General features: G+C 38.8%; 10 protein-coding genes. 3 read left to right on the forward strand and 7 right to left on the reverse strand.

Translation table 11 applies throughout. From position 1 onward, the window contains the following. The first annotated feature begins 148 nt into the window (after positions 1–148). Positions 149–334 carry a hypothetical protein gene (locus tag LQ227_RS18625; protein WP_230140038.1) on the forward strand — a complete coding sequence of 62 codons (186 nt, stop codon included), beginning with the start codon at positions 149–151 and terminating at the stop codon, positions 332–334. A 26-nt stretch (positions 335–360) separates the two neighbouring features. Here LQ227_RS18625 and LQ227_RS18630 read toward each other — a convergent pair whose 3' ends face one another. From LQ227_RS18630 to proS, 5 genes are all read right to left on the reverse strand, one after another. Continuing rightward, positions 361–1,008, reverse strand: coding sequence for a response regulator transcription factor (locus tag LQ227_RS18630; RefSeq protein WP_057934807.1), 648 nt, complete (start codon positions 1,006–1,008; stop codon positions 361–363). 588 nt (positions 1,009–1,596) lie between these two features. After that, a complete protein-coding gene (locus LQ227_RS18635) occupies positions 1,597–2,211 on the reverse strand; it encodes a Crp/Fnr family transcriptional regulator (protein WP_230140036.1) in 615 nt (204 codons plus the stop codon). A gap of 115 nt (positions 2,212–2,326) precedes the next feature. Continuing rightward, a complete protein-coding gene (locus tag LQ227_RS18640) occupies positions 2,327–3,178 on the reverse strand; it encodes a TIGR02757 family protein (RefSeq protein ID WP_230150507.1) in 852 nt (283 codons plus the stop codon). 202 nt (positions 3,179–3,380) lie between these two features. Continuing rightward, on the reverse strand, positions 3,381–4,556 hold the full coding sequence (locus tag LQ227_RS18645) for a cystathionine gamma-synthase (protein WP_256450317.1): 1,176 nt from the start codon (positions 4,554–4,556) through the stop codon (positions 3,381–3,383). Between the two features lie 53 nt (positions 4,557–4,609). Further along, the gene (gene proS, locus LQ227_RS18650) at positions 4,610–6,082 is read right to left on the reverse strand and encodes a proline--tRNA ligase (protein ID WP_230150509.1); all 1,473 of its coding nucleotides are present in this window, start codon (positions 6,080–6,082) and stop codon (positions 4,610–4,612) included. Between the two features lie 198 nt (positions 6,083–6,280). Here proS and LQ227_RS18655 point away from each other — a divergent pair, with 198 nt between their 5' ends. Both LQ227_RS18655 and LQ227_RS18660 read left to right on the forward strand, forming a co-directional pair. Beyond that, a complete protein-coding gene (locus LQ227_RS18655) occupies positions 6,281–7,291 on the forward strand; it encodes a hypothetical protein (protein ID WP_230140029.1) in 1,011 nt (336 codons plus the stop codon). Positions 7,292–7,311: 20 nt separating this feature from the next. Then, positions 7,312–8,841 carry an OmpP1/FadL family transporter gene (locus LQ227_RS18660; protein WP_230140028.1) on the forward strand — a complete coding sequence of 510 codons (1,530 nt, stop codon included), beginning with the start codon at positions 7,312–7,314 and terminating at the stop codon, positions 8,839–8,841. A 124-nt stretch (positions 8,842–8,965) separates the two neighbouring features. On the opposite strand, the gene LQ227_RS18665 is transcribed toward LQ227_RS18660, so the two are convergent. Together LQ227_RS18665 and LQ227_RS18670 are read right to left on the reverse strand one after the other, a co-directional pair. Beyond that, complete coding sequence (locus tag LQ227_RS18665; RefSeq protein ID WP_230140026.1) at positions 8,966–10,363, reverse strand: SusD/RagB family nutrient-binding outer membrane lipoprotein; 1,398 nt, start codon at positions 10,361–10,363, stop codon at positions 8,966–8,968. Positions 10,364–10,388: 25 nt separating this feature from the next. After that, positions 10,389–13,397: a SusC/RagA family TonB-linked outer membrane protein gene (locus LQ227_RS18670; RefSeq protein WP_230140024.1), complete on the reverse strand. Its 3,009-nt coding sequence runs from the start codon at positions 13,395–13,397 to the stop codon at positions 10,389–10,391. Positions 13,398–13,642 lie beyond the last annotated feature (245 nt).

Here is a 13,642-nt window from a genome sequence, read left to right on the forward strand (position 1 = left end):
GATTGAAAGCTAATGAGATATTAGTACAAGTGTCAGTTGAAATAATCGGCAGATCACCGGCTATGAAACAAAAATGCCCCCGATTTTCATCAGAACATTAAAACTTTGACTGTTCTAAAATGTTTAGATAGTAATCAACATTTATCCCATGAAAACTAAAGACAATAAAAACACGGTAGAAAAAGAGCGTAAAAATAAAGGAAGCTCAAAGGGAAAGGCCTCCTTCGATCAAAACGGAAAGGGTTCTTCAGATAAATTTGGTCAGGCTGGCTCCACACCTAACGAATCAGGAGAGAGTGGGCCTGGTACTGTAGATAAAAACAAAAAAACTTAAAAAGATAAAAAGAGTAAATACTCTTTTTATCTTTCGTAGATACTCATCTTTTCAGCAAGTTCTATAATGCTTTTTATTTTCAGCTTTTGGAAAAGTCTCAACTTATAAGTACTTACTGTACCCATCTGTAGATTTAGCTGATTAGAAATTTCTAATACCCCAATCCCCTTTGTTAGTAATTCTGCTACTTCTAATTCTCTACCCGAAAGTTTGGTAAAAGGATTATCGGCATCGTTACCTAATATACTGTTGAACATGTTTTCCTTAACATTTCTGCTCGAATAGCGACTGCCTGCTAAAATGGTAGTAATAGCGGTTACAATTTCTGATTCTTCTGCATTTTTAGTTAAGTAACCCGATGCACCCGATTTTAAATACGGAACAGCATAAATATTCTCATTCAAAGATGAAAATACCAAGATTTTTGCGTTTGGCTGAACCAATTTAATCTGATCGATTACTTTAAGGTTGTTACCTCCGGGCAAGTTCACATCAATGATGATTAAACTCGGCGATTTTTCTGTTTCAACAAGCGCCTGCTCTAGGGTAGATGCATGAATAATTTCAACACCAGGCCAAAAGTCTGATATTAAACCTTTTAATCCACGGCGGATGATCTCGTGATCATCAGCGATGAGCACAGTAAAAGTACTTACGGCATTTTTTGTCTTCATTATTTTAAGAATATTGTGCAAGTTAATAAAAAGTTATTTTTTTGTACGCAATTGTAGTTAATTTTTCGTTTAAATGCGTAAATATTATAATACACAAGTTTACAGTTTTGTTTAAAACTACCTTGGAGTTATCAATCTTACATTTTGCTTAATGAACGAATATGATAAGGAAATCCATATATACCGTTGCTGTAGCCCTGTAGCGGACCAATTGAGAAATTGTAACCATAGCGGAAAAATCTGTATCGCCGCTACGGCCCGAGTTCTTAGGTGTAAGATCACGCTACAAATAGTTTTTATCATACAGCTTTATTCCTGTACAGTAAGAACGGCCTACCCAGATAAAATTTTTGATCATCAAAAATCATTCAGATCCAAACTTGTGGGGCTTCCGCGATCATCTTTTAACAGGAAAGAAGGTTTAACCTGAAAATCTTCCATAAGCGGAAAACAAGGCCAGCGGTAAGGTAATAATGCGGTCTTGGCTGTATAAAGCTGTTTGCTCAGTGGTATTACTTCCTTTTACTAAAGGGCTTAAGACCCGTTAAAATGCTACCTCTTACTTTAAAACAAGAAAATAATATAGAATTAAATTTTAGCCCTAATTCTACTCAATGTTTCGAGTCTGATGGCTAAAAAAGAAGCAATGTATTTTAAAGAAACCCGGTTAATTAAATCAGGGAATGAGAGCAAAAACCGTTTGTATCTTTTTTCGGCTGACGAAATCCGGCACAGGTAAGCACGTTCCTCTGCCGAACGGTAATATAATTCCATCATCTTTCTGCCAACAATATTCGCTTCAGGAAAATTTTCGTAAAGATATTCTGATAATACATGTGGGATAGCAACTAAATCTACATCTTCCAATGCCTGTAAATACTCATCCGAATCGCCATCTATCCACAAATTACGTATGGTACCCACAATTTCATTCTCTTTGGCAATCCATGTGGTAATCTCGTTGTCCCCATCCTTAATAAAACCCCTAACTACACCTTTAATAATTAAAAAAAGGAATTTGTTACGGTCTACAGGTGAAACAAGGTATTTATTTTTTTTGTAGCTGATCGGAAAGGTATGCTGGTTAATCCGCTTTTCCATTTCATCATTAAGCGGATGGAATTTCTTAAAAATTGAGACTAGAGGAGAAAAATTATTATATTTCTTCCACCTATCTTCATCAGATAAATTAACTGCGATCATAGCGAAACATTGGGATAGACATAATCCTACTAAACCGAAGCAGGATCACTACGTAAGTATAGGAAGATTGAATTGAAAAAAGAATTTTTTTTTGACTTTTCTCAATTCTCAAACTTTAAAGTAATTTTTCTACTCCTAATCCAAATAATGCAAAATCATACTTCACCGGATCTGAGCGATCGAACTGCTTCAAATTGTCAGTTAATTCAATTGCAGTCAACCAATCGGTCTGCTTTCTATTAATCAGTCCAAGCAAGCGTCCTACCCGATCAACATGCACATCGCAGGGACAGATTAGATCTTTTGGTTGAAGTGTATGCCAGATACCAAAATCAACACCTTTTTGATCTATCCTAACCATCCACCGCAAAAACATATTTAAACGTTTACAGGTAGATTTTTGCTTTGGCGAGGAGATATGTTTCTTCGTGCGATGAGGAAAATCTTCTAAGGAGAAAAAATACTGTCTGAAATGGTTCAATGCCTGCTCTATCGAGAAGTTAAGCTCAGCAGCATAACACACTTCCGAGGCATATGTTATCTCCGGTTTTATAGATGAAACTTCTAAATAATCAGTCCGAAAAACATCTTGCCTTGGTACAAATGCCTGCTCTAAACTGTCGAAGTTTTGATAATGCTGCTTAAAAAACGAAATAAAATAAAGTAAGTCGGTATCATTGAATGTGCGGTGTTTAAAGTTCAGTAAGCGCTTTAAATCGTTATCGGTATGATTAACAACAAAATCATGGGGTGCATTATCCATACGGCCCAGCAGTTCCTTACATTTATTAATAATTGTCTTCCGCTGGCCCCAGGCTAAAACCGCAGCAAAAAAGCCCGCAATTTCTATATCCTGTTTTTTTTCGAAAAGATGCGGAATACAAACCGGGTCGTTTGCTATAAAGTTTGGCTGATTATATTGTTCAACTTTACTATCCAGAAAATTCTTTAACTCAAGAAATTGCATCGTTAGCTTTTTTAGACGTAAATAGCAGCACAATTGTTGCCATTTAAACCGGATTGAAACGGTATCCTTTTTTGTTCCGCTGATGTTGATAAAGCAGATACCTAAACAAAAAAGATTTAGTGTAAAGCCGGGCTACCGTTAATTTTAGAATAGGACTTGCTTTACAAAAAACGGGCAAATATTTTATCTGCCCGCTCGAATATTATGCCAGTGCATTTGCCAGATCCTCTAAAAGATCGTCGATATCCTCTACCCCAACGCTTAAACGGAGCAAGTTATCGGTAACACCTACCTTCTCTCTTTCTTCTTTCGGAATAGAGCCATGTGTCATCGTTGCAGGGTGATTAATTAGTGATTCTACCCCGCCCAATGATTCAGCCAATGTGAATACTTTAAAATTAGAAGAGATTCTAAAAGTTTCTTCCAGATCAGCACCTTTTAAGGTAATCGAAATCATACCGCCAAATCCACGCATTTGCTTTTTAGCTACATCATGATTAGGGTGATCTTCAAAACCCGGCCAATAAATTTTATCAACCTTTGGATGTGTTTTTAAATAATGTGCAATACGCGCTCCGTTTTCGCAATGTGCTTTCATCCGAAGGTGAAGCGTTTTTATACCCCTCAATACTAAAAAAGCATCTTGCGGACCCGGTGTTGCACCACAGGCATTGTAAATGAACCAAAGGTCTTTATACAATTGCTCATCATTTGTTACCAAAGCACCCATTACCACATCAGAGTGGCCACCAATATATTTGGTTACCGAATGCATCACAATATCAGCGCCCAGATCAATCGGGTTTTGTAAATAAGGCGATGCGAATGTATTATCAACGGTAAGGATTAAATTTTTCTCTTTTGTGATTTTTGCCACCCCTTCAATATCGATAATCTGCATGGTAGGATTAGTAGGGGTTTCTATCCAAACCAATTTGGTTTTATCATTGATGTAGGGCAATATATTTTCTGGCTTAGATAGGTCCAGAAAGTGAAATTTGATTCCGTATTTGGTGTATATTTTGGTAAAGATCCGGTACGATCCACCATACAAATCATTTCCGGTAATCACTTCGTCGCCAGGCTGCAATAATTTCAATACGGCATCTGTCGCCCCCATTCCACTCGAAAAAGCCAGACCATACTTAGCATTTTCTAAAGCAGCTAAACAATCTTCCAAAGCTTTACGCGTCGGGTTTGTTCCTCTCGAATACTCGTAGCCTTTATTGTCTCCAGGAGATTTCTGCCAATAAGTAGAGGTTTGATATATCGGTGTCATTACAGCACCTGTGGTTGGATCAGGCTCTTGACCTGCATGTATAGCTTTAGTTGCGAATTTCATTTTTTTTTGAGATTTGAGATGTGAGACACTAGACATGAGATGTGAGATTTATTCCCTCTCACATCTCATGTCTCATATCTCACGTCTAATTAATATGCTCTTGCAAACAGTACCCTTTGGATAGATGGTTTTCCTGAATAAATACAAACGCCATCTTCTAATTTATTATCTAAAGGAATACAACGAATGGTTGCTTTTGTTTCTTCTTTTATCTTTTGCTCAGTTTCCGGTGTCCCATCCCAATGCGCTGAAATAAAACCAGCTTTGGTATCTAACAATTCCTGAAACTCTTCATAACTATTGGCTGCTGTAATATGCTCATCGCGATAAGCCAAAGCTTTGTTGAACATACTTTGCTGAATATCTTCCAATAGTTTGATGATGTAAATATCCAATCCTTCCTGAGGTACAGTTTGTTTCACCTTGGTATCTCTACGGGCAATTTCTACGGTTTTATTTTCTAAATCGCGACCGCCGATAGCAATACGGATTGGCACACCTTTCAACTCATAATCAGCGAACTTAAATCCAGGCCGTTGTGTATCCCTGTCATCATATTTCACCGAAACGCCTAAACCTTTTAAACGCATGGTTAATTCATTAACGTATGAAGAAATTCTCGCCAGATCCTCATCACCTTTATAAATCGGAACAATTACCACTTGTATTGGTGCTAATTTTGGTGGAATAATCAATCCAGAATCATCACTGTGCGCCATAATCAAAGCACCCATTAAACGTGTAGAAACACCCCATGAAGTAGCCCATACATGATCTAATTTTCCATCTTTACCGGTAAACTTGACATCAAAAGCTTTAGCAAAATTCTGGCCTAAAAAGTGAGATGTACCTGCTTGTAAAGCCTTACCATCCTGCATCAAGGCCTCAATACAATACGTATCTAAAGCACCAGCAAAGCGCTCATTCGGCGATTTACGGCCTCTGATTACCGGAACTGCCAACCAATTTTCAGCAAAATCGGCGTAGATATGCAACATACGTTCTGTTTCTTCAATTGCCTCTTCTGCTGTAGCATGTGCGGTATGGCCCTCTTGCCACAAAAATTCGGCTGTTCGCAGAAATAACCTGGTGCGCATTTCCCATCTTACCACATTCGCCCATTGATTGATCAATATTGGTAAATCACGGTATGATTGGATCCATCCTTTATAGGTATTCCAAATAATGGTTTCGGAGGTTGGGCGGACAATTAATTCCTCCTCCAATTTGGCTGTTTCATCTACGACAATATTTCCGTTGCCGTCATTCTTTAACCGATAATGCGTTACAACCGCACATTCTGTCGCAAAGCCCTCAACGTGAGAAGCTTCCTTAGAGAAAAATGACTTTGGAATGAATAATGGAAAATAGGCATTTTGATGGCCTGTATCCTTAAACATTTTATCTAAAACAGCCTGCATTTTTTCCCATATAGCATAGCCATTTGGCTTGATAACCATACAACCACGCACGGCAGAATGCTCTGCTAAATCTGCTTTTAATACGATATCATTATACCACTGGGAATAATCTGCTTCTCTACTTGTAATTTCTTTGCTCATCTTATGTATTTGGAACGTAATTTGTATGTTAAAAAGTGTAAAATCCAACGGCAAATTTATAAATTTATGCCTACAAACGATTAACAAAATAATATCAATTATTTTATACCATTTTTTGACTAAATAAATAGTTAATAATTTTTACTTTTGAAACTTGTTTATTAAATTCGTGAACACACACAACTAAATATAAACACAATGAAACCAATTAAATTTTTACCCATTGTTATGATTGCCGCCGCAGGGTTGGTGGCATCATGCGCTACATCAAAACTGGCTCAAACTAAGCCAGCTGATGATGTTTATAATTCTGTGGCAAAAGCCAGGGAGGTTGAAATAGCACCTCAACCCCAGAACCGACAAGGCCAGCAATATCAGGCTCAGGGACAGGAAGAATATGATGAATATTATGGCACAAGTAATCCTTATTACGATATGGATTACTCATCTAGAATAAACCGTTTTTATAATGGTTACAGTTTTCAAGGCTATTACGACCCTTATTTTGATAATTATTACTATGGAAGCAGTTATGGCCCTTCAAACTACTTGGGTTATGGCCTCGGCTGGAACAGCGGATACGGTTTAGGGGGCTGGGGCGGCAGCTTTGGTTATGGCAGCATCTGGAGCAATCCCTTCTATTACGGTAACTTTGGCTACGGATGGAACAATCCATATGGATGGAACTCTTGGGGACCTAACTCTTATTACGACCGTTATGGTTGGGGCGGTGGATACTACGGCGGAGGCTGGGGTATTGGCGGCGGATACTATGGTGGCGGTGTGTATACCAATAGAGGCTACAACAGACCAAGACCTGGAAGTGATGATAGAGGCACGCCAAGATATGGAAACGGCAATGCGGGAAATGCAGGTAGACCGAGCAGATCTGGTGTTACAAATCCAAACGGTGTAGGTTATGCGCCAAATATTAATGCTGGAAGACCAAGTAGAAACCAAGGTAATGGCAGCTATGCACAACCTCAGGGCTCGCAAGCTGGCAGACCTACCAGGAATGATAATTATAGTCCTCAAGGTACACAAAGTAGCAGGCCTACCAGAAACGAAACCTATACTCCACCTACCAGAACCGAAAGCAGACCTAGTTATTCACCACCACCATCAAATGGCGGCGGAAATAGTGGCGGTGGTTCAACCGGCGGTGGCGGTGGTGGCGGTTCAAGACCATCAAGAGCAGGAAGAGGTTAATTTAAATTTAAACACACAACATGAAAAAATATATTTTAGCTTCACTAGTAGCTACAGTAGCTGCTATGGGAACAACGTATGCCCAAAGTTACGCCCCTGATGCATTCCGCTTTTCTCAAACCAATTATGGTAGTTCTGCCCGATTTAAGGGAATGGGTGGTGCACAAATCGGAGTTGGAGGAGATATTGGTTCAATTAACGCAAACCCTGCCGGATTAGGCTTATTTACCAAATCTGAGTTTAGTTTAACTCCTGAATTTAATTCTGTATCAAACAATAGCGCATACCTGGGCAACAATAGCAAAGCTGATAAAAGCCAGATTAACCTGAATAACATTGGTGTTGTATTTTACAGTCCAGCAGCAAAAATAAAGGGAGCTGATGTAAATAAAGGATTGGTAAGTACGGTATTCGGTTTAAGCTATACAAGAAATAACGATTTCTTAAATAACATTAACTATGGCGGTACCAACACAAACAGCTCGATAAGAGATTCGTATGTAGATCAGGCCAATGGTGGTGGAATTGATAATTCAATAGCCGGAGATGCGTATAATAGCTATTTAATTAATAAAAATGCACCCAATTTCCCAAATGGATATTCAGCAGAACCTTATAACAACGCGAGTTTCAAACAAAATTGGGATGAATCCAGATTAGGTTCAACATCAGAATTTAACGTTGCGGGTGCCCTTAATTTTGGCAACAAGGTATACATTGGCGCAACCGCTAGTTTTGTAAATGTGAAATACATTAGCGATGCGACTTTCACCGAATCGGGGATAGTGAACACTTTTGATGATGGCTTACCAATCCCTGCATATACTGGAAATGAAAATTACAACTTAACGCATTTCAGAAATCAGGAAACCAAAGGTGGTGGATTTAACTTAAAACTAGGTATGATTTTCAGACCGGTTAATGAATTAAGAATTGGTATAAATTTCCAGACCCCCACCTGGATGAACATTGAAGATAATACAAGCGAAACTTTACAGGCAAATTTAGCTGGAAATGCAACAAATGCACCTTCTAACTCAAATAATCCGACAAAATATTACACTTTCAGTTATAATTTACGTACGCCATTAAAAGCTTCGGCCGGTATTAGCTATGTAATAGCAGGTACCGCATTAATCTCAGCCGATGTTGATTATGTAGATTATGCTTCAATGCGTTTTTCAGATTCTAACGGTTCTGATCTTTCAACAATCAATAGCAACAATGCTTTTATCAAAGAATCTTATAAAGAAGCGGTTAACTACAGAGTTGGTGCAGAAGTAAAAGTGACGAACGAATTTAGCTTAAGAGGTGGTTACGGGGTAAACGGAAATGGTGTTAAAGGTGGCGACAATAAATTTTATCAGGGTCAATACTACACCGGAGGAATTGGATACCGCATAGATAACTATTATTTCGATTTAGCGTATCAGAACTACAAAACAAACTTCAGTTCAAGTCCATATTTATTAGATGATTACAGCGAGCCTGTTGCAGATGTTAAAAGCAATAGAAACAACGTATTCTTAACCTTTGGGGTAAGATTTTAATAATAACTGTCTTACATAATTAAGAAAAGAAGCGCCAGTTTTCTACTAGAGAACTGGCGCTTTTTACAATAAAAAAGGATACCCAATCGGGTATCCTCAACATTATTAACTAACTATCACTTATTTAATTAACATCCCACCATAACTTATCGGTAATCTTAGCCTTTTGTTGCGGTTGTGGATTTGCTGTAATTTCGGTATTTGGGTAAAGTACCCTTCTCGGAATTTCAGAGAGTGCATTTTTAACTTTGGTTAAAACCGGGAATCCTGTACGGCGCCAATCTGTATAATTTTCAGCATTAAGAAAGTTTGCAATCGACTTTTCTTCCATAATTAAACGGAGTGCATTTGTACTGCTGAGTGTCCCCCGCGAAGCAATGTACGTATCCATATCAGTTGTGCTCACCCCTACCTTGGTCATGTGCTGTTTGATACCATCCTGATAAATAGGTTGTGCAGCTGCAAAACCCGATACCACCAGCGTGGCTTCGGCTTTTATGAATAATGCCTCGGTGTAATTGACCAGGTAATTATTAGCACTGGCACCTGCGTAAAAATCGGCAGGGATTGAGTAAGCCTCCAGACTTCCAATTTCATCTAAACCGATCTGCCGGCCAGTATATAAACCGGTTTGTTTGGCGGGTTTAACCATTTTACTTAATCTTGGATCGTTTCTGGTAGTAAAAGCATCAACAAAGGTGTTGGCAAGCACAAATGTAGTACCTGGTAGAAAATTTTGCTGCCATGGATTTTCTGCCCCTGCCGCACCACTGAATGCAATTTTAGCATCATCATCATTGCTCTGCATACCATTAGTTAGTGCAGTCAAAGCCAGCTGTGCCTGCCCAGAAGCTGTATTTCCAGGTGCTTTACTCAGGTGCATGTAATAACGTGCTTTTAATGTATAAGCCAATTTTCTCCACTTTGCCATATCGCCTGCATAAATATAATCGTCGCTTCCGGGTTTAAGGCCAGCATTTTTTGCAATATCGGCTATTCCATCATCCAGTAAAGTTTGAATCTGAACATAAATCTGCTGCTGACTATCATACGCTGGCGTTGGCTGTGTTACTCCTAAAAAAGCCTGACTGTAAGGAAGATCACCCCAGGCATCTGTAGCATAACCTAAAGTATAAGCTGTAAGAATTTTAGAAATGGCACCATAATTAAAATTGCCGTTGGCAACAGCTTTAACCTTTAATAAATTGAGGTTGTTTAATGTTCTTACGTATACATTGTTCCAGTCGCCATCCATATCGACATTATACATCAGATAAGTACCGAAATTTGGTGCCACCTGGTTGAGTGCCATTACCTGCAAATATTGTTGCAACACCACACTTAAATTCCCATCGCCTGATGCATTGATATTTTGGGAAATCAGCATTTGTATAGGTGGTAACATGAGCGATTCTTTAACATCAATCGGTCTGTTTGGATCTTCATTCACATCCAGGTATTTTTTGCATCCGGCTGCTGCCACCATAAGGGCAAAGCCTAAAATAAAATATATCTTTTTCATGTTATTTCTTTCTAATTGTTAAGGGTTATAAGGTAAGTTTCAAACTAAAATCAACAGATCTTGATGTTGGCGTTGAGAACGAATAAATCCCTTGCGAACCATTTGATGAACCAAATGAACTTACTTCCGGATCTCCGCCAGTAAAGTGTGGCGCATAAATCCAAAGGTTTCGTCCGGTTACCTGAAATCCGATGGTTTTGAAAGGTGTTTTTTGTAACCAGGCCGGTTTAACATTATAACCCAGACTTACGTTTCGCAATTTAACATAGGTTCCATCCTGAATTACTGATTCGAGAACACTGTTAGCACGTTGATAATAAGCTTGCCCTGTAGCTGAAACCGTATTTGGCAAACCTGTTGTAGCATTTATGCCCTCAACTATACGTGGTCCACGATCTTCGGTAACTTTAGGTGTACCATAGAAATAACCATAACCATCTACGTTATTCTGAATATCGCCCCCCTTTTTCATATCAAAAGAGAAACTAAGCGCAAATTGTTTATACTTGAAATTATTAACAATACCACCCATCCAATCCGGATTGATATCGCCAATTATACCTTGTTCATCGGCGGCAAAAGGAAGGCCTCCATCATCAGTAAGCAGCTGACCAGCCGCATTTCTGGCATATCGGGTACCATAAATTACACCGTAAGGCTGGTTTACAAAAATAAAGGTGAAACCATTGCCAACCTGTTTCAGGTCTTTGTAAATAGAAAGCACTTTGTTTCTGATTCTGCTATAATTTATCGTTAAATCCCAGCTAAAATCCGGGGTCGAAATTGGTTTTGCATTTAACAGAACCTCAATACCCCGGTTGCGCATAGCTGCAGAATTTACACTTGTTGCGTTAAAACCTGTAGATGGCGCCAAAGCCACCGACGGAATGATACCATTTTTAGTCCGCTTATCGAAATAGGTAAGCTCAATGCCTAAACGGTTTTTAAAGAAACCAGTTTCTAATCCAACTTCAAACTCGTTAATACGTTCATTTTTCAGGTTTGGATCGCTAAGTACCTGGCTGATTAAGAAACCCGATTGTCCTTGATAAGGAAAAGTAGTATTTCTAATCGTTTGCGATTCGTAGGGAGTAAGTAAACTATATGGGCCTATACTTGCATTACCTACCGTACTGTAAGAAAGCCTTAGTTTACCAAAGTTCATCACTTCAGAAAGGCCATTAGAAAAGAAATTAGAGAAAATAAAACTTGTTGCAGCCGAACCGTATGGATAAAAGCTGTTGTCTTTAGCCAAAACCGAAGTACCATCGTATCTGCCTGTTAAAGACAAGATAATAAACTTTTTATAATCGATATTAGATTGCAGATAAAAGCCTATTTTCCGCGTAAGGTAACTGGTTTCTGTAAACTTAACAGTAGAGGCAGAACCGATATTATTAAAACCTGGAATGGTGATTCCTAAGCCATTGGCATAGCCATTTTGCGAATATGTCGAAATAAGGTTATTACCCAGTAAGGCTTCGACATTAAAATCACCAAAACTTTTATTGGCGTTCAGTATCAAATCATTATTATACTGTCTGAAATTAGTATTGTTATTTACAATTCTTCCGTTAGGATTAGAGACCGACAGTAAAGACTCGGTGTATTTACCTTGCTCAACATATACATCGGCACCAAAACGCTCAGTAATGGTTAACCAGTTTAAGGGTTTATAATCGGCTGTAAATGTCGGCAGAAAACGGTTCACAACTGATGTATTGCTGATATTATCTAACACCCAGTAAGGATTATTGCGAGAGAAACGGTATAAACGCTGACTTCCATCAGGGTTTACCGAAGGTTGCAGATCATAAGAAACTGGGGCAGAAAAAATGGTCCACACCGGACTTTCCAAGGCATAACCTTCAGGTAGCCGACGGTTTTTGGTATTGGCATAATTTAGGGAGAAAGTAACATTCAGATCCTTAACAATTTGTGTGGTGAATTTACCAAAAACGGTATTCCGGTCGAACGAAGTGCTAGGTACCGTTCCATCCTGCGCAAAATTGGTATACGATATAAAATAAGAGTTGTAAGCTCCACCCCCGTTTATGGCTACTGTATTGGTATATGTTTTTCCGGTTTTAAAGAATAAATCAGACTGATCATATACCTGTGCAGGCTGGCCGTTAATTTTTAAGGTATCCATTCTCGCCCCCCACGATGTACTCGTTTTTTGGTTCACACCATCAAAATATACGCCATTTGAGCCAAGAGAATATTTATTCTGGATTTCTGGCAACAGCGGTTTCTCCATTGAAAAAGAAGAAGAAAAGCTGATACCAGGCTTTTTATTCAGGCTACCGGCTTTTGTTGTGATAATAATTACTCCTTTTGCACCATCAGATCCATATAACGCTGTTGCAGCACCACCTTTTAGCACATTAATGCTTTCAATAATATTAGGATCAAGATCGGCAATCCGGTTGGTGCCGGGACCGGAGTTGAGGTTACCGGTTTCATCATTGTTAACCGGAATACCATCAATTACCATCAAAGCTTCATTGTTGCCATAAAGAGAATTAGCCCCCCTGATTACAATACGCGACGAACTGCCTGGCGTACCCGACGAACTTGTAATTTGTACACCAGAAACTTTACCTGCCAATGCATTTACCAGGTTAGGCTCTTTCGACTGGGTAATCTGATCGCCTTTTACCTCCTGCGAGCTGTAGGTCAAATTTCGCTTATCACGTTTCACCCCTAAGGCAGTTACCACAATCTCATTCAGGCTTTGCTGGTCTTCACTTAATGTTATGGTTATGTTGCTTTGCCCACTATAAGCAAATTCTTTGGTTGTATAACCAATTCCACTAAAAACCAGTGTAGCTGGACTTGCACTTTTAATTGAAAAGATCCCTTTCGCATCGGAAGAGGTGCCAATAGCGGTTCCTTTAACTTTTACCGATATGCCTGGGATTGGCAGCCCCGATGCATCTGTAATTTTGCCACTAATCAGCGACGTTTGACCATAAATCTGTATGCAACAGAGCATGGTCAAAATGAACAAAGTAATCTTTAATCTGGTCATTGTATTCAGTTTAGTTAGTAATATGACCAAAATTAGGTTTATAAGAAGCCAGATAGAACGATGATTTTAACACGTATTGCCCAAAAATTAACACAAATGTTACAATAGTCGTAAATACGTTAATAAACTGTGATTTGTTTAACCGATCAAATAAAATTTTGAACCTGGGAGCAGATGTTGAAGTAATTTGTGAGATGTTTAGGCTTTCCGGCCCTACTGATTGTTGTTCGCAATAATCAGATTTT

Source organism: Pedobacter sp. Bi27 (assembly GCF_918698255.1).
In the GTDB taxonomy this organism is placed as follows: Bacteria; Bacteroidota; Bacteroidia; order Sphingobacteriales; family Sphingobacteriaceae; genus Pedobacter.